Source organism: Hyphococcus aureus, assembly GCF_042643165.1.
Lineage (GTDB): Bacteria > Pseudomonadota > Alphaproteobacteria > Caulobacterales > Parvularculaceae > Hyphococcus > Hyphococcus aureus.
In genome coordinates this window covers 2,347,788-2,370,779 of record NZ_JBHRSH010000001.1, presented here as the reverse complement: position 1 = coordinate 2,370,779, position 22,992 = coordinate 2,347,788, and the positions used below count along the sequence as shown (strand labels likewise).

24 protein-coding genes are annotated in these 22,992 nt (G+C 56.0%); 5 read left to right on the top strand and 19 right to left on the bottom strand.

Going from position 1 to position 22,992, the window contains the following annotated elements; genetic code table 11:
- Positions 1-287: 287 nt before the first annotated feature.
- A complete protein-coding gene (locus tag ACFOOP_RS11555) occupies positions 288-1,484 on the top strand; it encodes a pyrophosphatase (RefSeq protein WP_379881109.1) in 1,197 nt (398 codons plus the stop codon).
- A complete protein-coding gene (locus tag ACFOOP_RS11550) occupies positions 1,484-2,161 on the top strand; it encodes a uracil-DNA glycosylase (RefSeq protein WP_379881108.1) in 678 nt (225 codons plus the stop codon). The genes ACFOOP_RS11555 and ACFOOP_RS11550 overlap by 1 nt, the downstream gene beginning before the upstream one ends.
- Here ACFOOP_RS11550 and ACFOOP_RS11545 read toward each other — a convergent pair.
- The 6 genes from ACFOOP_RS11545 to ACFOOP_RS11520 all read right to left on the bottom strand — a co-directional run bounded on the left by ACFOOP_RS11545 (position 2,109) and on the right by ACFOOP_RS11520 (position 6,468).
- Complete coding sequence (locus tag ACFOOP_RS11545; RefSeq protein WP_379881107.1) at positions 2,109-2,951, bottom strand: thymidylate synthase family protein; 843 nt, start codon at positions 2,949-2,951, stop codon at positions 2,109-2,111. The two genes, ACFOOP_RS11550 and ACFOOP_RS11545, sit on opposite strands and share 53 nt — an antisense overlap.
- A complete protein-coding gene (locus ACFOOP_RS11540; protein ID WP_379881106.1) occupies positions 2,948-3,616 on the bottom strand; it encodes a C1 family peptidase in 669 nt (222 codons plus the stop codon). Before ACFOOP_RS11540 ends, ACFOOP_RS11545 begins: the two co-directional genes overlap by 4 nt.
- Positions 3,613-4,533, bottom strand: coding sequence for an ImmA/IrrE family metallo-endopeptidase (locus ACFOOP_RS11535; protein WP_379881105.1), 921 nt, complete (start codon positions 4,531-4,533; stop codon positions 3,613-3,615). Before ACFOOP_RS11535 ends, ACFOOP_RS11540 begins: the two co-directional genes overlap by 4 nt.
- 88 nt (positions 4,534-4,621) lie before the next feature.
- The gene (locus ACFOOP_RS11530) at positions 4,622-4,993 is read right to left on the bottom strand and encodes a helix-turn-helix domain-containing protein (protein WP_379881104.1); all 372 of its coding nucleotides are present in this window, start codon (positions 4,991-4,993) and stop codon (positions 4,622-4,624) included.
- Positions 4,990-5,283: a hypothetical protein gene (locus ACFOOP_RS11525; RefSeq protein ID WP_379881103.1), complete on the bottom strand. Its 294-nt coding sequence runs from the start codon at positions 5,281-5,283 to the stop codon at positions 4,990-4,992. Before ACFOOP_RS11525 ends, ACFOOP_RS11530 begins: the two co-directional genes overlap by 4 nt.
- A gap of 375 nt (positions 5,284-5,658) precedes the next feature.
- Positions 5,659-6,468, bottom strand: a complete 810-nt coding sequence (locus tag ACFOOP_RS11520) for a DNA -binding domain-containing protein (protein ID WP_379881102.1) — start codon at positions 6,466-6,468, stop codon at positions 5,659-5,661.
- 370 nt (positions 6,469-6,838) lie between these two features.
- Between ACFOOP_RS11520 and ACFOOP_RS11515 the strand changes: the two genes are divergently transcribed.
- The 3 genes from ACFOOP_RS11515 (at position 6,839) to ACFOOP_RS11505 (ending at position 10,209) form a co-directional block, all read left to right on the top strand.
- Positions 6,839-7,660 carry a hypothetical protein gene (locus ACFOOP_RS11515; RefSeq protein ID WP_379881101.1) on the top strand — a complete coding sequence of 274 codons (822 nt, stop codon included), beginning with the start codon at positions 6,839-6,841 and terminating at the stop codon, positions 7,658-7,660.
- 297 nt (positions 7,661-7,957) lie between these two features.
- On the top strand, positions 7,958-8,674 hold the full coding sequence (locus ACFOOP_RS11510; protein WP_379881100.1) for an ABC transporter substrate binding protein: 717 nt from the start codon (positions 7,958-7,960) through the stop codon (positions 8,672-8,674).
- A gap of 5 nt (positions 8,675-8,679) precedes the next feature.
- Entirely contained in the window at positions 8,680-10,209 is a 1,530-nt protein-coding gene (locus ACFOOP_RS11505) for an ATP-binding protein (protein WP_379881559.1), read from the top strand.
- Here ACFOOP_RS11505 and ACFOOP_RS11500 read toward each other — a convergent pair.
- From ACFOOP_RS11500 to ACFOOP_RS11440, 13 genes are all read right to left on the bottom strand, one after another.
- Positions 10,181-11,575, bottom strand: a complete 1,395-nt coding sequence (locus tag ACFOOP_RS11500) for a cytochrome P450 (RefSeq protein ID WP_379881099.1) — start codon at positions 11,573-11,575, stop codon at positions 10,181-10,183. The genes ACFOOP_RS11505 and ACFOOP_RS11500 overlap by 29 nt on opposite strands.
- Positions 11,572-13,653 carry a TonB-dependent receptor plug domain-containing protein gene (locus ACFOOP_RS11495; protein ID WP_379881098.1) on the bottom strand — a complete coding sequence of 694 codons (2,082 nt, stop codon included), beginning with the start codon at positions 13,651-13,653 and terminating at the stop codon, positions 11,572-11,574. Before ACFOOP_RS11495 ends, ACFOOP_RS11500 begins: the two co-directional genes overlap by 4 nt.
- Complete coding sequence (locus tag ACFOOP_RS11490; protein ID WP_379881097.1) at positions 13,634-14,596, bottom strand: response regulator; 963 nt, start codon at positions 14,594-14,596, stop codon at positions 13,634-13,636. The genes ACFOOP_RS11495 and ACFOOP_RS11490 overlap by 20 nt, the downstream gene beginning before the upstream one ends.
- Positions 14,597-14,762: 166 nt before the next feature.
- Positions 14,763-16,721 carry a DUF3363 domain-containing protein gene (locus ACFOOP_RS11485; protein WP_379881096.1) on the bottom strand — a complete coding sequence of 653 codons (1,959 nt, stop codon included), beginning with the start codon at positions 16,719-16,721 and terminating at the stop codon, positions 14,763-14,765.
- A 158-nt stretch (positions 16,722-16,879) separates the two neighbouring features.
- Complete coding sequence (locus ACFOOP_RS11480; protein WP_379881095.1) at positions 16,880-17,395, bottom strand: S26 family signal peptidase; 516 nt, start codon at positions 17,393-17,395, stop codon at positions 16,880-16,882.
- Positions 17,392-17,643, bottom strand: a complete 252-nt coding sequence (locus tag ACFOOP_RS11475; protein WP_375204407.1) for a helix-turn-helix domain-containing protein — start codon at positions 17,641-17,643, stop codon at positions 17,392-17,394. The genes ACFOOP_RS11480 and ACFOOP_RS11475 overlap by 4 nt, the downstream gene beginning before the upstream one ends.
- A 215-nt stretch (positions 17,644-17,858) precedes the next feature.
- A complete protein-coding gene (locus ACFOOP_RS11470) occupies positions 17,859-18,188 on the bottom strand; it encodes a DUF736 domain-containing protein (RefSeq protein WP_104831441.1) in 330 nt (109 codons plus the stop codon).
- A gap of 420 nt (positions 18,189-18,608) precedes the next feature.
- A complete protein-coding gene (locus ACFOOP_RS11465) occupies positions 18,609-20,303 on the bottom strand; it encodes a ParB/RepB/Spo0J family partition protein (protein WP_379881094.1) in 1,695 nt (564 codons plus the stop codon).
- Between the two features lie 3 nt (positions 20,304-20,306).
- A complete protein-coding gene (locus ACFOOP_RS11460) occupies positions 20,307-20,570 on the bottom strand; it encodes a hypothetical protein (RefSeq protein ID WP_379881093.1) in 264 nt (87 codons plus the stop codon).
- Entirely contained in the window at positions 20,567-21,592 is a 1,026-nt protein-coding gene (locus ACFOOP_RS11455; RefSeq protein WP_379881092.1) for an ArdC family protein, read from the bottom strand. The genes ACFOOP_RS11460 and ACFOOP_RS11455 overlap by 4 nt, the downstream gene beginning before the upstream one ends.
- A 444-nt stretch (positions 21,593-22,036) precedes the next feature.
- Positions 22,037-22,411, bottom strand: coding sequence for a hypothetical protein (locus tag ACFOOP_RS11450; RefSeq protein ID WP_379881091.1), 375 nt, complete (start codon positions 22,409-22,411; stop codon positions 22,037-22,039).
- Positions 22,404-22,616, bottom strand: a complete 213-nt coding sequence (locus tag ACFOOP_RS11445) for a GDCCVxC domain-containing (seleno)protein (RefSeq protein WP_379881090.1) — start codon at positions 22,614-22,616, stop codon at positions 22,404-22,406. Before ACFOOP_RS11445 ends, ACFOOP_RS11450 begins: the two co-directional genes overlap by 8 nt.
- On the bottom strand, positions 22,613-22,987 hold the full coding sequence (locus tag ACFOOP_RS11440; protein ID WP_379881089.1) for a hypothetical protein: 375 nt from the start codon (positions 22,985-22,987) through the stop codon (positions 22,613-22,615). Before ACFOOP_RS11440 ends, ACFOOP_RS11445 begins: the two co-directional genes overlap by 4 nt.
- Between the last annotated feature and the right edge of the window lie 5 nt (positions 22,988-22,992).

The following is a 22,992-nucleotide window of genomic DNA, read 5'->3' as shown; positions in this document are numbered from 1 at the left end:
GAATCAATCATCGACTTGCTAACTACAAAAAGTCACTCGCGTTTATGTAGGGATTGTTAGGGAGAGTCAGGGGAGTGCCGTATACTTTCCTGACCGTTGAAACCGGCCACAGTTATCAGCTGGTTGCGACAGCCAAGAAATTCGCAATTATTTTTCCAAGAATTGTCTTTAGACGATTACTTGTGAGCATTTTCTAATTATAAGATTTGAAAGTCCGCCAAATCATTACACTATCGTTCGTATCATCGACCGCCTGATGACTTACGATCAAAACAGAATTGACCTCGATGGGCTACGAACAGGAACACATACCTTCAAAATCGGACCTCTCAATCGCCGATTATGAAATGCTCGCCCACGGGACAAATCGCCTAAAAACGATGGACGCCGAAGCACTAGATTTTTCGATGCTGGGGTTTTTCGGTGAAGCCGGCAGCCTTCTGAGCGCAGTCAAGAAACGCAAACGAGACGATATTCCGACGGCCCGGTATATCCGAGCGGTTGAAGAAGAGCTGGGCGATTTTCTCTGGTATTACACGCTCGTGGCGAAATCCTGCGGTTGTGCTTTGGAGCCATTGGCGCAAGCAGCTGCGAACCGGCCGGTGCGTAGGGCGAAAGGCGTTCGTTTTTCTGATGTTCAGTCGCAGTTTCATCGCGCCAAACGTGCGCCGCTCGACCGACTGATCCGTCAACTCATTCTACTCGCTGGTGAGGCCGGCCGTTTTGTCGATTTCTATTCGCGTAAACGCACAACAATCGATGCGACCGAAGCCGAAGGTCATCTCGTCCCTATTTTTAAGTCACTTTTACGCGCGGCGAGCGCGGCTGGCATCGACCTTCAGGATGCTGCTATCGAGAATCTACATAAGACGTATGATCGATGGCCGCCCAAAAGCGCCAAGGTGTATCCCGATCCGCTTGACAACCACCACAAAGACGAAACTGAAAAGCTGCCACGCCAGCTTGATATTTGCATCGAACAGCGGCGTAAACGTAACAAACCCTATGTCTTCCAGAGTTGTAACGGCATCTATATTGGAGATCCGCTTACGGATAATATTCGAGATGAAGACTTCTATCGCTTTCATGATGTCTTTCATTACGCGTATGCGGCGAAATTTGGCTGGTCGCCTGTGACCCGCGCCCTATTCAAGCTGAAACGAAAATCTGATCCCGAAACAGATGAAGCGGAAGACGGCGCGCGGGCGATTCTCATCGAGGAAGGCATTTCCACTATGATCTTCAATTACGCCAAAGACCTCCATTTGTTCGAGGGCATTGAACTGGGCGAATTGTCGTTTGAACTGCTGAAAAAGATCCGCGAATTTGTCGCCGGTTATGAGGTGGCGAAGACGCCGCTCTGGTTATGGGAGGAAGCGATCCTGGAAGGCTATGAGTGCTTCCGGTTTCTGCGTGAGCATAAGAAGGGAGTTGTCCATCTCGATATGACAAAACGTTCTTTGACTGTGACGGTGCTTAATTGATGCGCGTTAATCGATTTGTTTCAGAACTCGCCGCGTTTTCCGGGGAAGCCATTTTTAATCCCTATCGCGACCGGTGCGATGTTTACGACCGTGCTGACGCGCCTGCGATCCGGCGCGCCAATCTCCGCCACATGCTGTCGGCCGCGATTGAGGGCGGCGCTTCGACGCTTTGGGTGGCGCGCGATCTTGGCTATCGCGGCGGCCGGCGTACCGGGTTGGCCCTTACCGATGAAGCGCATCTGGAAGACGCCAGGCTGATGATGGGCGGCGCCCGTTTCCGGCGTGCGACCAGGGGGCCGGCCATGGCGGAGCGCACGGCGACTGTGATGTGGGAGACGCTGCTGCGAATCAAAGAGCCCGTCATGCTCTGGAACGTCTTTCCGTTTCATCCGCACGAGGCGGATGAACCGATGAGCAACCGAAGTCACACGCGCCGGGAACGCGATCGCGCTCAACCGTTTCTATACGATCTGCTTGACTTGATCACCCCCCAAAAAGTCATCGCCGTTGGGCGCGATGCAGCGGCGGCGATGGAAGGATTTGGCGTGCCGGTCGAACCGGTGCGACACCCGAGCTATGGGGGGCAGACGGAATTTATCTGTCAGGTCGAGACGCTTTACGGTCTTAGCCCGCTTGCGCAAGCGGCTCCGCCCGCGCGCTCGCATGCTCTGCTCTAATCGTCTCGCACCGCTTGACAAGGTCGGACGCGCCAGACTTGTTCCATTTGGTGCTGCCGCGTTTTTCGTTGACATCGCCTGGATCAAGTTCGGCGTAAGTGGAATGGATCGTCAGCGTTCCCGGTTGATGCCCGGTTTCGCGCGCAATGAAATTGAGCAACCGGCTGAGGCCGATGAGATTGCCGAGTGTTTTTGAAATGTAAAAGTGGCTTCGGTAGAGGGCGGTCATGTGCAGGCGCACAGCGTCGCCATCAAGTTCGGGTTTAATCTCGATAAAGCTCAAACATTGACGGCCACGGAATTTGTTGGCGTCGCGCACGGGATGAAACAGCGTCATCTCGTACATATGATAGCGATTTTTCTCCTCCGGCGCGGCGGGGCCAAACTTCCTTAAATTCATGATCAGCGTTTCCAACTGGTTCTCGCTGCCGCCGCGGGCTTTCGGCCAATCGGTCATCCGCCGGAAGTACCTGCCCCAATCCGGCGCCGCGCGTTTGATTTTCGGATAGAGGCGGTCGTAACGCGCATAAAGCGCATCCCGGTCGCCTGGCGTCCATAGATCTTCTGGAAAAATAGTGTTCGCAACGGTAACAATTGGAAATGCTTTGTAGCTTCGCAAGAGGCTGTCCACTTCCCCGATAATGGCGTGATCGGTTTCGGAGTGATGCGCCGGGTTCGCGATATGCAGGCTAAGCCCGTATATTGGTCCTTCCGTGTCAAGGCGCAGAGCAGCGTCGAGCCAAGCGTCAGCGCAGCTCCTCGATGGCGGCATGGGATTATAGTATGTCACTTCTTTTTCTCCTTCAGCCGAAAGCCGCCCATCCAGCGGTCGTTCATATAATTCTCCGTGATCCAGGCGTGGCCGAGATCGCCCCAGCGTGGCCCCCATGAATTGCGAACGAGTAATCGATTTCGCGATTCAATAAGCCCGGCACCGACAACCAATAGAGCATGGCCGGCCCCTTGCGCGACCGGTTCGGGGTCGTCGTCCACAAGCGCGTGTTCGCCGTTTTTAATTGTATGGATAAACGAGTTCCCGATTTTCAGTCCAATGATTGTGGGCACGCCTTTGGCGAGCGCCGCGGAAATGTCATCATATCTGGAGTCGGCGTCGTCGTTATCTGCAACAAAGATGTCATTAGGCGCCGTTGGTGGCGGGCGCCAGTTTCCAGGGTCAGGATCAGCGACCGAATACGGCCAGTGCGCATCAACCGGCTGGCCGATGTCTCGTATGACGGATGTGGTGTCGGGGATTCTTGACCCGGCGTCGGGCGGATCGCCGGCTCGGGTGACGGCGTAAAAATAAAGCCATTCGACGCAAAACGGTTCCTCGGCGGCGTGGCAATAGCGGTGCGCAGCGGATGCGGCGAAAGCGAGGCATGTTGGTCGCCGGCCCTGGTTGTCCGCGTCGCCGAATTGGTTGCGGAGGTCGATTTTGATGCTGTCTTCCGTCATTGCGTCCGCAGCAATCCGTCAAGCTGCGGAGCATAAAGACCGGGGTCGCCGCCGGCGGCGGTCCTGACATGCACGGTCAGCGATTGCGCATCGTCTGTCGGGTCAAAGGGTCGTAACTCTCGAATTGTATAACTGCCATCGGGCAAAGCACTTGGGTCGCCGAGAACATAGCGTCGGTTTGGGCCGCCCAAGAGATTGTTGTGAAAGGCTTCACTTTCATCTTTGAGGATGACGAATCCGGCATCCTTGAGTTCGTCAAAGGTCCAGAGGTAACCGGCGCCTTTGTGCTCTTCGAGTTTAAGAACAAAGATATCCTTGCGGTTGGCTTCGATCACCAGCCCTTCATCTTTTTCGGTGAGGCGCCAGACATCGCGATTGCTCCAATTTTCGACTTGCAGATCGTCGATGAGGTCACGCTTTAAGTCCTTGGGCTGCACTTTTCGCATTTCATCTCGCATGGGGCGCGAGATAAGGTTTTCCCGCTCGAAGGCGAGAAGCGTCGCGGCGTAGCTTGCGCCGAAGCGCAAGGACGCCTGATAAACGGTTTGCGGATTTTCATAGTCGCGTTCAACGAGACTGTGGGCGTGATGGTGCTTCTCGATCAGGAAACGCGGCAGCAAAAAGTGCGACGCGAAAGCGTCCGCTTCGCGTTCCTGCATGGGCACTTGCCGATACGTTCCGGCGACCGGGGCGCGCCGCAATATGTTCTCATCATCGGCATGGGGCTCGTGATCCATGTGCATGTGACCTAGCTCATGGCCGGCCGTGAAGCGCTGGACACCGGTCGGGCGGTTGGTCGTGATGATAACGCCCTTGGCGTGATCCTCCCGCATATAGGCGCCAAGCAGTTTGTCTAGGGGCTGAAACATCAACATTGCGCCCAGACGGACAATCGTACCGTACACGTCAATACGCATGGACGGTCCTAGCTTGGCGACCGTATCAAGGTCACGGTGCAGCCGGGCAGCTGACCGCATACCTCGCATTATGGCGCGTCTGTCGTCCCTAAGCGTCATTATTCGCCTTTGATTTGGCTTTCAAAAATTCTGCGAAACGCTGCAATTCCCCACGGTCGGAATCGGAAAGTTGCGATGCGGTTCTTGCGAGAAACTCTACATCCGCCGGGACACCTTCGACTATTTCATCCGTAAACCAAGCAACTGGCTTTTGATAGAGCTTCGCCAGCTTCTTTAACTCCAGCGCGCTGATGGCACGCTTGCCGCTTTCGATTTCGGAAATCGCCGAACGGGGCACGCCAAGATACTCGGAGACTTTCGCCTGACTGGCGCCAAGATATTCTCGGGCCTCCCTCAAGCGTTGCAAAAACAAAGTGTTCTCAATCTCTGGGCCGGCAAAACCCATTCGTTGTTCGCTCATTTCACCTTCTCCTGCTTGCGATTAGCCGCCCAGGCGATTTCCGTCTCTCTCAGAAATGCTTCAACGCATTTTTCGACGTTATCGAAACCGCCGGGCGGGATTTTATCTTCTGAGATGACGAGACCGGTTTCATCCTCAATACGCAATGAAATGCGCAAGGCGTTTTGGGAGTCGATTTCTGGCTCCCAAGGCGCGCGGTCTGCGTTTTCGCGACGCTTGATGGCATCGGCTTTAATGGTGTCGATCTCGTCGCGGATCGCAGTTTCGATTTCGTCTCTGGGAAAGGACATGGGACCGCCTGTCTTATTTCTCGACACAAACATAGAATATGTCGGAATATCCGACAAGTGAGTCGGCTGAAATTTCACCCAGAAAAGAGCATTATCATTTAATTTCAACGAGTTATGAATTGAAAAGGCGCATCTCGGAGATTTTGGAATAGCCGAAAATCAGCCTGTAAGCGGCTTAACAGGCCCGAATTTGTCTCTGTGATTCGCTAATCTGAGACGAAAAGCAGATACGAAACGATAGATTTCCAACCGTCGTTGATGCGCGAGTGTCGCCGTCCCTGGGGGCCCATGCGCCCAATCCGAGCCTCATTCGATTGAACGAACAAACTTGAATTGCCGAATTTGCTCTGTTGTCCGTGCCTGAAAGTCGACGATCTATCCCAACAACTGGCGATAGCCCTTTTCCATCATGAATCTCCCCCGCCGGATCGATCGCCTGACGCGGTCAATCAAATACCCGCCTTCGGGCGCCCAGTCGTCCTCTACTAACTGTTCACCATACAGTGCGACCGCGATCTCCCGCATCGGAGTTTGTCGAAGCCAAAGATCGAGCGCGGTAAGCACCTCGCCAAGGCGCGCGCTTTTGGCGTCTGGCTTGAAGAGCGTTTCTGCAAACTCGCTCGCGCTGTACAGATGAAACAATCGACGCATCGCGAGCAGCTGGCGTTCAATATTTCTGTCAGGCGCTATTTGAGGAATAATCGCCTGCCCTACACTCACAAAATCTCCGCCAATGCAATTTATCTGAATTTGCTTTGAACCTGCTTTTAGTAGCAATTGGGGTGTACGCCCCGGCCCGGTCAGCAGAATTTTATCGCACTTAAATTTCTCCAACTTCAGTACATTGTCTTCTGTTTCATCGGCAAGCGAATTAACAATTCGCGCGTCTATAATATCAGCGGATAGATCGCGCTCCCAAAAAACTATCGTATTATCGATTGGACGATCGCAACGGTCGCAAAAAAGAACCCCAAAGCCTTCCCTCGACTCCCCCTCGCCGACCGCAACAACCGCTACACCCCCTACGGCTTTGCTTGGAAGAGTTCTCTTTTCTCTCGATTCTACAGCAGAAATGAATTCAGGGTTTCGCCGAAGGAACTCGAAAGCCCATCCAGCAGATGTCCGCGCCTCGCCGTCTGTGAGAGGCGTATGTTCCGGCAGCGCCTGTTGAACCGCTCTGTCCACGTTCCCAAGGCCTTAAACCCGTCAAATTGGCTTTTCCGTTGATTATGTTAATGCACTTTTTGCTTCGCTGAAAGAGGAAGATAGTGGAACATCACGCATAATTGCGATATAGGTTTTCCTAGCCTTTGCTTTGCAGGAAATAGTCTGATTTTATTGTATTTTTTGCTGGTCGAGACCAAATAAACTTGCCGCCCGAGCACAGAATATGACTAATCATCTTCGCAAAAAGAGTAACATAGATTTGATGCCGGATATTCTGCCCACCAGGAACGGCGCGCCAGCCACCGTGGAACTGCCGGCATCAGTGTGGACGAGCGCTTTGGATCATCCAAGTCACAGCGCCGGGCCGACTGACGGGCGCTGGGCGTTCATGAAAAACGCAAGCGGTTCCCTCCGAGAAACCTTGCGGCAGGTCGTTGGATGTAAATGGGAGGGCGCTCTTTACAAGCTTGACGGCCATGTGCGGGCTGGACTGTGGCGCAATGGGGCTGTCGCAGCGCCGGCGACAGTTCGCGCAACGATCTATTTTCCTGAATCCGAACGTGAATTTTACGATCTATACCGGGCCCATCACGCCGCCAGCTCTGCGATCAGTCGCCTTGACGACATACAGGCGGCGTTTCGTGAAAATGAATTGAGCCTTAATTCCAGACGTCTGAAGCATGGGCTCCTCGTCCAAGCGTTCACATTGGCGCTGCGAGGAAGAATTAGAGTCGCGTCAGATGAAACGCCCGTCGATCTCAGAAATGCAGTCAGTTTATTTCGGAACGAACTCCTTCTGCTCGACAAGGCGATGCCCAGCGCAGAAATCTTTCAGACCGGCGTCGTTGCGGCCGCGTTAATTTGCCTGACGCTCTATCCAAAGCACGAGGTGTTCTTCGAAAAGCTGGCTCAGGAAAAAGGCAACAAACGCGACGGGTTAATGGACCCCGTGGAATGCGTTTTAAGCCTAGTCGAAAAAATCCGGAACCAGGGAACTGCATCGATTGATGCTGTACAGGAAGATTTATGCGCGCGAACAGTGCGCGCTTTTCTGGCCCAAATTCGCGGCGACCCGGAAGTTTTTGAAGGTCGGGTCAACAATACGATGAAGCGGTACTGGTTCAAGCGCATGATTCAGGGCGTTGATCTTGATGCCTATGTGAAGCGGGTTCGGCGAAAGAAAAAGATCGCCGACACGAGTGACTTGTAAGCGGGACGGCATGGGATGCGGAAACGCGAGAAAGCCGGCACGCCGGCGCCGGTTGAAAGGCGCGCATTAACCCGCCTTGTTACGGGCTCGCTCCTCCTTGCGCTGGTAATTAGCGCCTTCTTTCCACCAGACGCCAGAGCGCAACAAGAACGCCCCGTCGAAGCAGTTATTCTTCGACCTGCCCCAAACCCCACATTCGATGAGATATTTAACGCCATTGAAATGGGCATTCGATCGCGAGGGTCTGCGCTTTCTATTACGGAGCGCCGACTCAATGCTTTCGCATCCGCGCAAGCGATGCGAAACGGTATTTCCTCGGATGCGCCCGAGATTGTTTTCACTCTCGGCCGGCAAGCAGACGAATCCTATCGAAGCAACGGCCTGGAAATCCGCCAAGTGGTCGGCGGACTTGATATTGAGCCGGGCCTAGGAAGCCGGGACGGCGTCTCCCTGACCGCCGATCCCGTATTCCTGCTCAGCCGATTGAAAACGCTTATGCCGGAAAAACGGCGAATAAATGTCGTTTACGACCCTTCAAAAGATCGATGGCTCATTGAGCGCGCCAAAGCAATATCGGCTTCTATCGGGGTGACAATCGTCGCCCATGAAGCGACGACACTCTCGGAAGCTTCAAACCACTACTGGAACATTCTGAAATACGGCAACCCCGAAACGGATGTTTTATGGCTTCTTTCCAACCCGTCATTTGTGTCAAACAGCAATCTACCACGCCTCGTAGAAGAGAGCTGGCGGCGTAATTTTACCATCATCAGCAACAATATCGATCATGCGCGCCGCGGAGCGTTGATTGCTATTTATCCAGACCTTGAGGCGATGGGCGCCCAACTTGCCGATCTAGCCATTACAATTTCTGAAAATCCTAACAAGCGCCCGGAGGTCGAACCGCTCGGCGCAGTGAAATTCGCCATAAACAAGCGGATTGCAAGTCACCTCGGCATAGCAATATCGGCGCAGGATGAGCGATCCTTTGATCTCATTCTGGGGGAGCGGTGAGCACGATGTTCAATCGTTTCCGCCAGATGCGAATTAGCCGTCAGCTCTCCATCACTGCCGGAGCCAGCATCATTCTATTCTCGATTACCCTGACGGCTATAGCCTCTACCTTGATTTCGCGTCAGCTCAGAGACAACGCCCTTACTGACGCTCGGCTGCAGACCGAGCAATTCGCTGAACGCTCTATCTTCGCTTTTCTCGTAGAAGACCTGACTGTCGCAGAAGAAGCGATTGGGAGCATCACCGCATTCCCCAATATCGATGATGCGAGACTGATTAGAGCCGACGGCGATGTGCTGGCAAGATACAATAATGGCCAAGCTATCAATGACACGGACAACCCAATCCGTCATCTCACAGATATACGGGAGTCCTCTGAATATTGGATTGTCGCCGCGCCGGTTCTGTCCTCTCCCGAATCCGACGATTTAGATGGCGGATCGGTCAATGCGGAATATCTTGGTTCAGTTGTGTTGGCGTTCTCGAAATCGCCGGTGCGTGAAACTATTCGAACAATATGGATCATCAACGGACTAGCGGGATTAGCCGCCGCCGGCATATTTCTAGCACTATTATCTTTCCAGATGCGTGTACTGACCGATCCATTGAGATCGCTAAGTTCCACAATGTCGAATGGCGGGCGTGGCGCTCCGCGTAAGCGCGCCAGAGTATTTGGTTCCAAGGAGATTCAGGAAATAGCCGCGATCTATAACCAGCTTATGGATGAGATCGAGAAATCCCAAGCCGCGCTAGAGTCCGAAGTAGCGATCCGAACCCAGGAGCTTAAAACCGCCCGCGACGCAGCGTTTGCCGCCAATCGGCAGAAATCCGAAATTATGGCGGCGGTTACGCACGAAATGAAAACGCCGTTGCAGGCGATAATCGGTTATGCGCAATTGACGCTAGAAGAGCTGGAATTCGCCGTCGAAGACGATGCCGCCCATCGCTCACGGGAACAACTTTCGAATATTCTCGGGCGCGCGCATGAACTTTTAAACCGCATCACGCAGATGCTTGATCTGGCCCGCGCAGAAGCGGGCAAATTTGACCTTAATCTGGTCGAAACCGACATCAGCGCTCTGCTTCACGATGCACAGAAATCAATCCTGCCGCTAGCTACAGAACGGAACAACAAGTTCACCGCTGAAATCGACTGTCCGGCGACAGTTCTGATCGACCGCGATAAGTTTCAGCAGATTGCGCTTAATCTTATGACGAACGCCTGCAAGTTTACGCACAATGGCGAGATATACCTCAGATGCGTTGGTCGCGCCGACAAATTAATGTTGGAGGTCGAAGACACTGGCGTCGGAATCGCTGAAAAGGATCTTGATTCTGTCTTCGAACCTTTCCGCCAAGTCGATATGAGCGCCAGTCGTGCTTTTGGAGGAACCGGGCTTGGCTTGGCTATCTCACGACAATTTGCAAAATTAATGGGTGGCGAGATTGATGTTCGCAGTGAGCTTGGCGCCGGATCGGTATTTAAAGCTACAATTCCGCTACCAATTAAACAGGGCGCCTATGGCGCAAAATAAGTTGAATATCTCTGTCCGGCATAAGGGTCACGCCGACTTTATCGCCCACCGTTTGATCATGGACCAGTCTAAACTCAAATTTCTGCGCGCATTTTGCAATTGTCGTTATCAATTCCATAAGCGCCAAATGCATACCGATGCACTTTCGGGCGCCGCCGCCAAAGGGAAAAAACGCAAATTGATGCTGCTGGCTTTTATTCCCCAGCTCGAACCGATCCGGACAGAATTTATCCGGTTCCTCCCAATAATCCGCATGACTGTGCGTCACCGCGGGAGAGAGTATAACTGTTGCATTCCTTTTCAGAGGGCAGCCTTGAACGGGATTCGTCTCGCTGGACGCGCGCCGTTCCAATGCGTAGGCCGGCGGCTTCAATCTCAACGTTTCCATTACAAACGCATGCGTGAAAGGTAATCGCTCAGCCTCATCAAAATCCGGCAAGTGCGATTCCGAAAGTTCTGATGCCTCCGCAGCAATTCGGTCCGCAAAGTCCGGATACGAGGCAAGATAATAGAATGCCCATACTAACGCATTTGCAGTCGTTTCTAAGCCGGCAAAAAAGAATGCTGTCGCCTCATCGCGCACTTCCTTCTCGCTTAATTGATCGCCATCTGATGACTTGAGCGAACGGAATTGATCGATGAGAGTTGAAGTAGATTGGGCGGTGCTGCTTGTGATAGAATGGTCAACTATGTCGTTAAACTTTTTCAAGGCGTTCCTAAATTTTTTACCTTGGGCAAGTTTTGAGTTCTGATTTGATCCCCTTAGGACAAAACTTCGACAGAAGACTCCAAACAAAGCCTCATTGATACTGGTCACGGCTTCGGCAGCGGCCTGCGCGCGCTCCGGCGACATATCTTCGCCAAACATGATTGTTGTCATTATATCGAGAATAAGGTGGTTTGCCTCTGCCGTTATATTGACGACCGATCCTTCTGCATCTCTGTGACTCCATCTTTCAACCAACAAATCAACATTTGAGTTTATAATCGGACGCCATGCCTGAACTGATTTCTTCATAAACAACGGCTGCAGCAGTTTTCGTTTTCGGCGCCAGTCAGCGCCATTTTCTAGCGCTAACGAGTCGCCAAACGCCGCTTTCATTGAGGATGTAAGAATTCCTTTCGTAAATTCGGGCTCGCCTCTTGTCAGGACTTCTTTCACGGCGTCAGGCGAAGAAACCAAATAAGCGTTTGAAGTCATTATTTTGAATTCAACTGGCCGATCATCTCGCTCGGCAAACCTTCTGAGCGATCCGATAAGATCGTTTGCCAAAGCAGGAAGCTGGCCTAGAAATGGCCAGCCCTTTATGAAATATGGCCTGTCTCTTTCTGATGACGATCCACCATTTGCGCTCGTACGCTTCACCTAGACACTCCAATTCGAGCAATAATCTTTCGACCTTCAAGGGGAATATCATCAGTTGGAAAAATCAGATTCGGGCTGGGTTCGAGAGCCCGCTTGTCTAACAAATTCGTTGCAGCGACCCGCACAAAGAGACCCGTAATTTGCCGTGGTCTGTATTCCAATGACAAATTGGCGAGCGCATATCCGTTTATAGGCGGGCGGATGTCTGATACCGCACGAGAGCGATTTCCGACATACTTGACGCCAATCAACCCTGACCATTCAGACGTCATCATCCAGCGTCCTTCAGCATATAACAGGTGTTGCGGGACGCCGCTAACCCGTTGGCCTGAATCTCGAAGCTCAGCGCTTTGGTAGGCATAGCTCGTTCTCACACTAACATTTTCATTTACCTCCAATCGCCCTTCGAGTTCAAAACCGGCCCCTCGTGTGCCGCTTGTGTTTTCGAAAGTCGGTATCCCGGTGCCCGGAGAAGAGACGACCTCGATCAAGTCGTTGGTCCAGTAGGCATACCCTGTAACTGACGTTTCAAGCGCGTCAGACCATCGCTTTTCCAGAACGATTTCCGCTGTGTCTATCATTTCCGGCTCTAAGTTCTGGTTGCCTCTCGCGATTTGTCCCGATCCCTCTGTCTCCTCCAAAAACGTGGGCGCTCGGAATGCGCTTCCGTAAAGCCCTTTGACGGTAAGTGTCGGATTTGCGTTCCAAACCACAGATGCGCGTGGATTGATCGTCAAGCCGAAATTGGAGAAATGATCGAACCGGACGCCAAGCGTCACAGTCCAGTCCGGGGCCACTGACCATTCATCTTGCAAGAGTCCGAATACATTCGTTCTCGAATCGGCAAAGGCATTCGGAAGGACACCCAGCTCGTCCGTTGTAAGAAATCCGGGCGCAGGCAATAACACACCGCCGGGACCTTGAAGAAAGTTGCGGCGATCCACAATATTCGTGGCTCCTTGATATGTAACACCGAAACCTGCCTTCAGCTTATGAGCATTTCCTGGCGCATACAGAATTTCGGCGCGCCCGCGATATTCCATGAGGTCGAAATCGATTTGGTTCAAAACGCCCTCCGGAAAAAAGCCAAATGCACCCGGCGGGTTCGATTGGAAAAATGCTTTGAAGTCTTCTCTGAAGAAGCTCGCCGTCGCCATCATCTCCAAATTCTCGGAGAGGGCTGTTTCGAACGTCAGATCCGAAGAGAAAAGGTGAAGATCTCTTTCGCCGACAGGATCGAGCGCGAATGCGACGCCAGCTCCATTTTGGGCGTCTATGATGCCCTGATAAGCGGCGCGCCAGGTGAAGCTGTCTCCAAAGCGAAAATCGCTTCGCGCGTTGATATCGGTCCTACCAAGGCTAATGCCGCCCGGCGCTAATGACGCACTCGTGCTAAACAGTTGGTCGAGGAAGCTCTGCACGTCGGCCTGCACGATTGGATCGTCGCCACTCGTCGTTTGCATTTCTAGTGAAAGCGCCGCTTCAAAGCCGTCTCGAATTATTCCGCTTTGAATCCAGCCTCCATAGGTGCTGAAACTTCCGCCCAAAGCGCCGACCGAGAATGGGCCGATTTCCTGAGCAGTCTTCGTAATGATGTTTATCGTGCCGGCAAAAGCGTCCGCGCCATAAAGCGCTGAGCCCGGGCCCCGTACAATTTCAATGCGGGAGATATTTTGAACCGGTAAAGTCCAACCGAGCGGTCTGCCGCCCTGCACGGCGTCGCCGATGGGTGCGCCGTTGATCATAACCAAAACGTGTGGATTTACTTCCGACGCTATGGATCGAATTACATAAATGCTGTCATGCGCCCGGTTTTTTGATATGTGCAAACCAGTTACGGTGGCGAGCACTTCTTCTATTCTGGTCGCGCCGAGCGCTTCAATGTCCTTCGCTATAATTACTGTCGCGACGGCTGGCGCTTCTGAGATCGGCTGCTCGTAACCGACCGCCAAACTAAACATTTGATCCCCGCCAAGCGATTGGACCAAGTCACTTTCCTGTGCGAACACCTGTCCAGGCAGAAAAGCCATGAACGCCGCCGAAATTGCTTTCTTTGAGTTATTTATCTTGTACGTCATTCAACACCTCCACCCATTCATCGTCGGTTAAATCTTGCGGCGCGCCGACAAGCATGGCGTCCAGCTGCATTGCAGCCCCGGACGCATTTCCCTGGCGCAAGCTGATTGATGCGGCGGTCGCCCGATGCGCGTTCTCACGCGCGGCGGCGCGCATTTCATCGATTTCCCGGTCGGCGCGCGCCAGCGCCATTTCCTGAAACAGGCTTCGGCAGAGCGCGCGAAGCACATTGATGTCGAATGGTTTTTCGACGAACTCATTGGCGCCGAGCAGCATCAGGTTTGAATGACGGCTTTGCGAAGCGTGCGCGGTGACAATGATGACCGGTTGTTTTGGATTAACCGCGAGTATTTCCTTGAGCACTTCTTCTCCAGGCAGCGCCGGCAACATGAGATCAAGCAGGACGAGATCGTGGCGCTTTTCTTTCCACGCAGAGAGGCCGTCCGCGCCATTGACGGCGATTTCGACCTTGTAGTCGGCATCGAGCGCGCGCCGTGCGGTTTCGGCGGCGTCCGGGTCATCTTCAATGATCAGGACGCTGGACCGCCGCCGCAGATCGATCGCCGCCTGAACAATGCGGGGAATCGCATCGGGTTCGGAAAGCGAAGCCGTTACAGCGTTGAGACTTTTCGCAATGGCCTCGAAGCCGGCGCTTGGGGCGCCTCGATGTAGAACCACAATCGGCAAAGCCGGGGCGCAGAAGCGCCCTGAGCGGATGACCTTGGCGAGACGCCAGCAATCGCAATCCTCCAGCTGATCCTGAATGATCGCGCAATGAAACGGCCTGCGGCGCAGCCGGTCGATGAGCTCGCGTCCGGTCTCGCAATAAATCGTCTTGAATCGCTCTCCCCAAAACGCGGCGGAGGCAGGCGCGGCGAGCGGCCTTAAAATGTCGGAGGCGACAATAATCGCCTGCTTCGTATCCTTTAAAGGTGCAGGAACCATGCTACCCCCTGCCCGACACAAGACTGTGGAAATTTTTGTAAAAGAATGCGCGCGGATCAAGTATTCTGATGCAGAACCTCAAATCGAGCAGCGTCGCTTTCTTGTTAAACTTGTGTTTTTCGCGCCGGCGAATAGATGACATTTCTGTGATCGGCATGACTGTCTCCTAACGGCCCGGTCCGCTGCGCGTTCGCCCGAAATTCCAGTTGACGCGCCCGCGCTCCATGACGCCCTCGATGAGCCGGCCCCTGCGCGCCTCCATGACCGGCCGCCACGGGACCAGCGTAAATTCCTTTGATTTTTCGAGTACGGCGAAACGTCCGGCGGGAAGGTCGAGCCGCTCGGTGAAACGGCCCTTGATGGACTCTCCGTCTTCAGTTGGAACAAATGTCTTTCCGAGTCTGTGCCCTAGCGTTTCAGTGTGCGCATTCATGGCGGCGGCGGCGCGCGCCGCGAGCTTGTCCTGATCGATGGAAAAGCCGTTTTCTTTTTCCTGCGCCAGACCTTGCGCAAGAAGCCAGTTGCGGCGCGTTGCAAGCGCCTTCTGAACTGCACTGCCGAACCCAAGCGCGCCGTGACTGTCTTCACCCTTCTCTATTGCGTCATCGAGAAAGGTCCGCACCGGCGCCGTCGTCAGCGCGTCAAGCCCGACCCATGACAATGTCCGCATTCGCGCCGGCGCCTTCGCCGCTTCAAACTGCGCTGTACGTTCAAGAAAATCGCCAGGAACGCGCCATGTCCCATCGGCCAGGCGCTCGCCGATGCCGGCCCGCCGCAACGCTTCAAGGCGGCGCTTGTGCGCAAGCCGGTATTCGGGGCTGGCGGAAGGGTCGTTGCGCGCGTGCAATGCGTCTGAATAAGTCCCGTCATGGCGCGCGGCGATTTCAGCGATGGTGCGGTCGGATTTGCGCGGCGCCGCTGAGGCCAGCGAGGCTTCGACTATCGCGCCTTCGGGCGGCGCCGTTCCGGGGGCGCCGTCAAAGGTTACATGCCACTGGTTTCCATCGGCGCCGTCGAGCGCCAGAAAGCGCTTGTTATGCGCGTCGTCCGCAGCGCCTTCCCCGACCACGCGTCCGACCAGGCGCGGCGGCGATCCCGCAGCTCCGAACTCGCGCAATTTCGCGGGCTCGAATTGAAGCCCCATGGCGGCGCCCATAGAGCGGATAATATCGCCGCGACGGCCCGCTTCCCGCAGCGTTTCTTCGAGGTCCGGCGCGAGCCGCCAGCCGTCCTTTTCGCGCGCAGCGAGGCGCATCTTTTCGAGCGTTCTGAGCCGGGCCAAAAGCAGCTTCGTTTGAAAGCGCTCATAAGCTGTCCGCCCTTGCGACGGGGCGACCACACCGTCTATGGCCGCTGCGCAAAGTTTGCGGTCGAGTGACGTAAAGCGCTCCTTGTCGATTTCCGCATGGCGGCCGCGGGCGATATCGAGATCGCGTCTCGGCCCCAATTCGAGCGTCGCGATTTCCTCGGCGCGCTTGCGAAAACCATGGGTGATATAGTCCCGCGCGATGACGAGATCGCGGCCCTGATCGTCGCGCCCGCGCAGCACGATATGCACATGCGGGTGGTCGGTGTCGTGATGGTTGACCGCGACCCAGTCGAGGCGCGTGCCAAGATCGCGCTCCGCCGCCGCCATGACGGCGCGCGTATAGCTATTGAGATCGTCGAGCTCGCCCGCGTCTTCCGGCGACAGGATGATCCGGAATTGATGGCGGTCGCTCCGCCCCTCCTCCAGAAACGCCTTGCCGTCCGCTTCGTCGCGATCCGGGCCGTAGAGCTTGCCCGGCGCACCGTCTTTCTCGGCGCCGTCGCGCTGGATATAGCGCAAATGCGCTCGCGCCTTGCCGAGGCCGTTGGCGCCGAGGCGGACCGAACGGATCTTGACGGCGGCGCGCCGCATACGATGGCGAGCGAACGCCCGCCCGTTCGCAATGAACGCCGCGCCGAGCCCAGCGCCGCGGCCGATCTGGGCGCCCATAAAACGCGTCTGGCCGCGCTGCGCGAAAACGCCGGGCCGCGCCTTTTCCATGCTTGCGTAAAGCCGCGCCAGATAGCGCTTTGACGCCTTGCCGCCCTGGGCGCGAATGCGCCCCAAGCGTGGTTGGAAATCGTTGTCAGCACGCATGTCGCATCCGCCGCATTTTGGCGCCGCCACTATCAAGGCGGCGCCGCCTAAAAAGATGTGCAGACAAGGGCTTAGCCGCATAGCGGCGCCGCCCCTTTAATCTTGCCCTCCCCGCCTTCTTCCGTACCCGTCTCATCTCTTCATTCCATTTCCTGAAATTAGTTCCGCTCGCCCCGCGTCCATAGGGGACGCGCGATGCCGATCACGAAAGCGGTTTTGGTCGCCCCGAAATACCGTCCGTCCAGGGACTGGGCGTGATCATTAAGGAGAAAGATTTCATCGGCTTCGAGGATTTTGCAGCCGCTCCAGACCGGCAAATTGCGGCCCTTGGAATCGCGGCGCAGCGCATGGGCGACAACAGCGCCGTCAATTGAAATATTGTCTTCGTTACGGCAAATGCGGGCACCGGAACGCGCCGCAACACGCTTCAAAAGCGGCGTCGCCGGCGGCAGATAACTGCGTTCGTCGATCAGCGCCTGAACGCGTGGCGTCGGCGCTACGATGACAAAATCGCCGCGCTCAAACCTCTCTTGCGATACTGAATAGAGCCCAATGGGCGCGCTGGCGCTCGCGTTCCAGACGAGGCGCGGTGCAAACTCGGCGGCGCTTGCAACGCCGAGCGCAGCAACCGCGACAGCGCCAATGATGAGAGGTTTTTTGCGGCCCGTTCTCATGATTGCCCAGCCGCTCTGTCGCGATCCGGCGACCCGGCGCCGCCGGTCGATGTGTATTTGCGTCCCTGCGACCAGCCATCGAGATCGGCGCGATGATAGAGAATGCGATTGCCGTGTTTGCGATAGACAGGGCCGCCGCCATAAATCCGGTAATATTCGAGCGTGCGTTCGCTTAATCTCAAATACTGCGCCGCTTCCGCTGCATAGAGAAACGGGCTTTCGGGGCTCTTTTGCGTCCCGGTCATCATCCATCGCCTTTCCGCGAAGCGTCTTGCTCGCCGCTTAACGGGAGGTCGTGCAACCAATCCCACGAAGGTCACAATGAACGGACTAAGACCAAGCGCCCAGAGTCGAATTTACGATGACGCAGAATCGACTCGGGATGACGCAGAAACGATTCCGGATAATGAAAACCCCCGCGCGGAACCTCCGCGCGGGGGCATTGTTGCAATGGAAGCTCGCGTTAGTTTTGCGGATTCCAGAGAATGGCGAGAACCCGCTCATCTTCCTGCCCGGCGGCGCGGGCGAGGTTCGCGAAAACGCGTTTCTCGCCAAAGGCCGGATGCGCGAAGGTGAGCGAGACGTAAGGCTTGCCGGAATTTTTCCCGACGCGGTTCCAGCCGCCGCCGATCTCATTGCCGCGCGCGGCATAGATGCGGAAATCGGGCTGGCGCTCGTTGTCCTTCGCCTCGTTGGGAACGATGGTGATTTTGGTATTCAAGGTCATCATCGCCAGCGTGCCTTCAAAGCCGCCATTCTCGCGTTTCGTAACGGTTCCAAGTGATTGAGCCATCTTTTCGTCTCCTTATCGCTTGGCCGGAGAACCATTCCCCGGCCTGACGCGAAACGAGAAGAACGGCGCGCCGGGCCGCCTGAACCCCCTCTTTCACTTTTGGGGGCCGAAGCGCAGCGAAGGACCGGCGGGGGCGGATTTTTTGTTTCGCGATGAATGGCGCAGCCAGAGGAAAAAATCCGGCGCCGCCGGTTTCGGGCGGGCCGGTCGTCGTTCAGTTTCGCTTGGTTAAAGGCCGGGAATGGTTGTCTTCGCTCAAGCGAAATCGCGGAAGACGAATGGCGTTAGAAACGCAGGACCGGCAACGCGCGAATTTAAGGCGCCGCTGATTGAAGGCGCGGCTTTGATGATCTGAATATCACGGCCATAGGTTCTAAAATGACGAGGCGAAGCGCGAAATGCGCTCCGCCCCATCATCGTCTACTCCGCGAAAAGCGGCGCGATTTTTTCGGCGCGTTTGACTGCGCCGGGCTTTCCGGCGTCGCCATAGGAAAGCGCCGGAAACTGCAGCCAGCGCGGGCGCCAGTTCGGCGTTTTTTCGCGCCCGTTCCGGCCGTCGAGGCAGTCGCGAATGATCGCTTTCTGGGCTTTCGCGGTCGCGTCGCGATTCGCCTTTGCAACGCTGTCGCCCGCAATGTCGGCGAGCATGGCGTTGGTCATGTTTTTATCGCGCAAAAGCTCGAAAAACGCGTCGTCGGGCGTCATCCAGTCGGCGATATCGATAGGCAGAACGCGCGCGAGACAGTCCACCGCCTCGTGACCGGCGGCGACGATTTCCGCCGTGACGAAAGTCAGAATACGGGCGATGTCGACGTCGGAAAGCGTCATCATTTTTGCGAAAATAGACGCCAGACGCCAGCCGTCTTCATTGCCCCCGGTGATAGAGGGCGGCTCGTCAAGATCGAACAATTTGCCGATGTCGGCGCGCTCTTTCTCAAATGCTATTTGCCCTTTCGACGCCGCGACGCTCGCCGCCGTTTCCTCTTTCCGCGTCGCCTGCCGGTCGGGCTGACAACGGATATTCGGCGCGCCCGCGATCAGATGCGCCGCCAGCAAACGCATCGCAATTTGAGAGTGTTTCAAGAGCACGACGCGCGCGGCGGCGTGGCGGTGAAGGTCCACATAATTCTCCAAGGGCGCTGAGCATTCGGGCCGTACGGCGCGTGTTTTTTCTTTCGCCGCGTGGGTTTTCCGCCGGGGCGCGTAGCCCTTGATAAACGCAACTTCACCGGAATGGCGCACTTCGACGAACACTTCCCCACCCTGTTTTTTGGCGAGTTGATCGTACTCCCATGAATGGAAAAACTCTCCGCGCGGCAGGACCGTCACCTTGGTCCAGCCGCTTGAAATCAGCTTCTCGCGCTCGACTTCAATCGCCGCTTCCTGACGCGCCCAGAACTTTTCGGCGTCGGCGAATACCGAACGTTCGCCGAACAAATCCTCGAAAATGTCGCCGTCATAATCTTCTAGGGAAAAGAGCGCGGCGCCGGTTTCAATTTCGCCGCCGCCCAAGAGCCAGCGCTTCAACTGCCCGCCCCGTGGCGCCCGCATATCCGCCGATTTGAACATCTCAAACCATTCGCGCTGCTTGGCAACGCTGGCGAGGGTGAGCGCGGTGATGCTGGCCCCGTCGATCTCGTCGTCGGCATAGGCTTTGCGGATGCCGGGAATGAGGCTCGCCAAAGCCAGGCGGCGCTTTACGGTGAGTTCCGTCACCCCGAATACGCGGGCGATTTCTTCAACGCTCTTGCCTTTGTCGTTGAGCTTTTTGAACGCCTCGAATTCCTGCATTTCGTCCGGCTCAAGCCGCGCGGTGTTTTCAAGAATCGAGGCCTCCACGGCGGCGGCGTCATCGCCTTCCTCAAGCACCCGGCAGGGCAAATCGCGCGCCTCGCCGGTCTCGATTGCGATTGTCTTCGAGGCCAGAAACCGCCGCCGTCCGGCGACGATTTCGAAATGATTTTCCTTGCCGTTTGGACGCACGAGCAGCGGCACCAGAACGCCGCGTTCGCGGATCGACGGCAATATATCGTCGAGATATGGCTTTTTGCGCGACGCCCTCATATTAAGCGCCGAGACCGCCAATCGGTCGAGCGGGATTGTTTGCAGTTCCATCCTTCATTCTCCTGTTGCTGATGGTTCGGGATTACGCGCCGCCTCGCGGGTGACGCGGCGCAATTCATCGACAAGGTCGATCTGGCGCCGGGATTCCAAGTCGAAGAGTCCGACATCGCAGCGTTTTTGCGCGGCGCGCGGAGCCATGGGCGCCGCCGCGAGAACCGCCAGCCGGTCGCGCAAAGTGATCGGCGCGACGCCGCGCATCAGCGTTTGCGACCCCGCGCTCGTTTCTTCGGTTTCCGGCTTCTCGTCACGCGCGCTCATGCGGCGCGCTCGGTCATTGCCGCCGATCCCACAGGCGCATTCGTTTCAAAAGCCAGAATAAAATCCGCCGCTTTGGAGGCGAGCGACGCCGCGTTGAAAATCGCGCGGTTGTCTTCCTTCAAGACCTCAAGCCATGCGCCGAGATAATCCGCATGGCGCACGGTCGGCGTGATGGAAAGCGATGCGCAGACAAACGCGCTTGAGAGTTCCGCGACCAGTTCCTCGCGGGCGTAAGCGTGGCTTCCGTAGCGGCCCTTGAATTCGCGACCCAAACGCGAGGCGTGGCCGGTCCAGTGGCCAAGCTCGTGAAAGCATGTGCGATAATAGTTGATCTGTTCAAAGAAGGCCGGTTGCGGCGGAACGCGGATAAAATCCTGTGACGGAACATAGAACGCCTTGTCGCCGCCGATCCGGAAATCAGCCCCGGTCGCCTTGATGAGGTTTTCCGCGCGCGGGATCGCGTCGCATTCCGGCAGAGGCTTGGCGCCCGCCGTCAGTTCTTCGGCCAAGCCTTCGCATTGCGCCGCGTTAAAGACGGTGTAGCGTTTGAGGAAGGGCACGAATGACGCCTCGTCGCCATCTTTCGCCGCGCGCTCCTGCTCGTCCTTCGGAATAAACTTGTCGGCGTAAACGACCATTGAGCCGCGCTCGCCCTTCATCACCGAACCGCCCAAGGCTCTCGCCTGTTTGAAAGTCAGCCAAGTCTGACCGGAAAAGCCGTTCTCAATGGCGGCGCCCCAGAGCAACAGAATATTGATCCCGGAATAGGCGCGGCCTGTGCTCGCGTTCTTCGGCAGGCCTGCGGCAATGGTTGCAGCCTCGCCACGCGCCGCCCAAGGCTGCGCCCATGGAAACCGCCCGGCTTCCAGTTCCTTCACGATCTTCGTTGTGACTTCCGTATAAAGATCGGCGCGGGGCTTTTTCTTGCCTGAACGCCCGCGCGGCTTCTCGCCCGTGTTCGCCGCGTTCTTTCGCTGGGCGGCGCGGCTGGGCGCATCGGTTGCGGTTTCAAGTGCTGTCATGGCTGCTCGCTCCTTGCCTCTCCGCCGCAAATTCCCCCGGGACGGCGGGGGCGGCGGAAACGGGGCGAGCATGAGCGCCGGGCACCCAAGGCCGGGGCGCAACCGGATTGGTAGGATGAGAAAAACAACGAAGACGGATATAAAGCCAAAGCGGTTGCGGCGCGGCCGCCCGGCGCTATTCGCCCCGTCTTCCGTTCCGCCGCCCCCGCTGTCCTGAGGGGAATGTCTAAAAAGCCGCGGGGCGAAGCCCCGCGTCCTTATCCCGCTCAATGAGCGGGCACGCGGCAGGGATCGTCACCCGAAGGGCGAAGACGGCGAATTCATCTTTTGAATTTGTCGGCTTCGGGCCGCCAATCACCCATGATTGGCGCGCCTAGAGCCCGGCGCCGTAAGGCGGCCGCCGTAACACTTAAAATGCGCCAAGAGACACGATGCTCCCGGCGTTCAGTTCACATATTTTCCAAAGATCGGCTCGGTCAGATAGGTAAGAAGCGCAAGCGCGAGCGTTCCCCACACAACAATTATAAGTCCATCGGCGCCAAACGACACGATTCCAAAGCCGACCAGAAAGACGCCGGCGCCGCCAGCGATAAAAATCGGTCCGGAATAATAACAATGGCGCCTTCGACATCGTTTTGCGTTTAATACACACGCAAAACCCATCCAGAAAAACGAACCGCTCATTATCAAGAGGATAATTGGCAGGGGAACGACGCCGCTCATGAAGTTGGTTGAAAACAAAATCGCAAGCGGCAGACCCCATGACCAGAAGAAAGGCAACGGCTTGGCGGCGTGATCGTTTCCCGTTGCGTCAACCACAACACGCCTTCCCAGCCTGTATGGGCGGACACTTCACATCGCCATAAGAGCAGTAAACGCAGCAATCGCCGGGCTTCGGTTTCAGAACGGCGCCGCAGCCTTCGCAGTCGTAAAACCACTGGCATGCGTTGGTTGGCATTTCGTCGGTAGACTGATATCCGCATTCTGGACAAGTGATGGTGGATTTTGCGATGACGTCGCTCATTGATTCACCCAGCGAAGCAATTGGGGTTCATAGAACGGCATAATGTAGGCGGCGACGATGAGCGCTGCCGCAAGGATGAGCGTGATCGCAACGCGCTTGCCTGGCCGCCGCCCTTTCCAGAACGCCGCGACAATCGCCACAGCGAGCAGAACGACCGCCGCGCCCATAAAATAATGTTGAAACCGTGCAAAGAACGCGAGCTTGCCGACAAGAGCCGCGCTGACGCCAAGATTGATCAGGATGAGCGGCAATATGCAACACGACGCGCCGATGAACGCTCCGAGGCCTGATAGGGCCCCGCCGCCGGCGATCAATCCGCCTTTCTTTCGCGCTTTCGTATTGTTCGGGTCTTCACCTGTCATGCCGTACATCGTAA

Bases quoted from the DNA above. Each gene is read 5' to 3' on its own strand.
- ACFOOP_RS11475 (WP_375204407.1), bottom strand. From the start codon at position 17,643: ATGATGACCGGGACGCAAAAGAGCCCCGAAAGCCCGTTTCTCTATGCA.
- ACFOOP_RS11505 (WP_379881559.1), top strand. From the start codon at position 8,680: ATGTTCAATCGTTTCCGCCAGATGCGAATTAGCCGTCAGCTCTCCATC.
- ACFOOP_RS11495 (WP_379881098.1), bottom strand. From the start codon at position 13,653: ATGACGTACAAGATAAATAACTCAAAGAAAGCAATTTCGGCGGCGTTC.
- ACFOOP_RS11515 (WP_379881101.1), top strand. From the start codon at position 6,839: ATGAAAAACGCAAGCGGTTCCCTCCGAGAAACCTTGCGGCAGGTCGTT.
- ACFOOP_RS11510 (WP_379881100.1), top strand. From the start codon at position 7,958: ATGCGAAACGGTATTTCCTCGGATGCGCCCGAGATTGTTTTCACTCTC.
- ACFOOP_RS11465 (WP_379881094.1), bottom strand. From the start codon at position 20,303: ATGGAACTGCAAACAATCCCGCTCGACCGATTGGCGGTCTCGGCGCTT.
- ACFOOP_RS11530 (WP_379881104.1), bottom strand. From the start codon at position 4,993: ATGAGCGAACAACGAATGGGTTTTGCCGGCCCAGAGATTGAGAACACT.
- ACFOOP_RS11485 (WP_379881096.1), bottom strand. From the start codon at position 16,721: ATGCGTGCTGACAACGATTTCCAACCACGCTTGGGGCGCATTCGCGCC.
- ACFOOP_RS11555 (WP_379881109.1), top strand. From the start codon at position 288: ATGGGCTACGAACAGGAACACATACCTTCAAAATCGGACCTCTCAATC.
- ACFOOP_RS11470 (WP_104831441.1), bottom strand. From the start codon at position 18,188: ATGGCTCAATCACTTGGAACCGTTACGAAACGCGAGAATGGCGGCTTT.
- ACFOOP_RS11455 (WP_379881092.1), bottom strand. From the start codon at position 21,592: ATGACAGCACTTGAAACCGCAACCGATGCGCCCAGCCGCGCCGCCCAG.
- ACFOOP_RS11440 (WP_379881089.1), bottom strand. From the start codon at position 22,987: ATGTACGGCATGACAGGTGAAGACCCGAACAATACGAAAGCGCGAAAG.
- ACFOOP_RS11480 (WP_379881095.1), bottom strand. From the start codon at position 17,395: ATGAGAACGGGCCGCAAAAAACCTCTCATCATTGGCGCTGTCGCGGTT.
- ACFOOP_RS11540 (WP_379881106.1), bottom strand. From the start codon at position 3,616: ATGACGGAAGACAGCATCAAAATCGACCTCCGCAACCAATTCGGCGAC.
- ACFOOP_RS11550 (WP_379881108.1), top strand. From the start codon at position 1,484: ATGCGCGTTAATCGATTTGTTTCAGAACTCGCCGCGTTTTCCGGGGAA.
- ACFOOP_RS11445 (WP_379881090.1), bottom strand. From the start codon at position 22,616: ATGAGCGACGTCATCGCAAAATCCACCATCACTTGTCCAGAATGCGGA.
- ACFOOP_RS11490 (WP_379881097.1), bottom strand. From the start codon at position 14,596: ATGGTTCCTGCACCTTTAAAGGATACGAAGCAGGCGATTATTGTCGCC.
- ACFOOP_RS11525 (WP_379881103.1), bottom strand. From the start codon at position 5,283: ATGTCCTTTCCCAGAGACGAAATCGAAACTGCGATCCGCGACGAGATC.
- ACFOOP_RS11535 (WP_379881105.1), bottom strand. From the start codon at position 4,533: ATGCGTATTGACGTGTACGGTACGATTGTCCGTCTGGGCGCAATGTTG.
- ACFOOP_RS11460 (WP_379881093.1), bottom strand. From the start codon at position 20,570: ATGAGCGCGCGTGACGAGAAGCCGGAAACCGAAGAAACGAGCGCGGGG.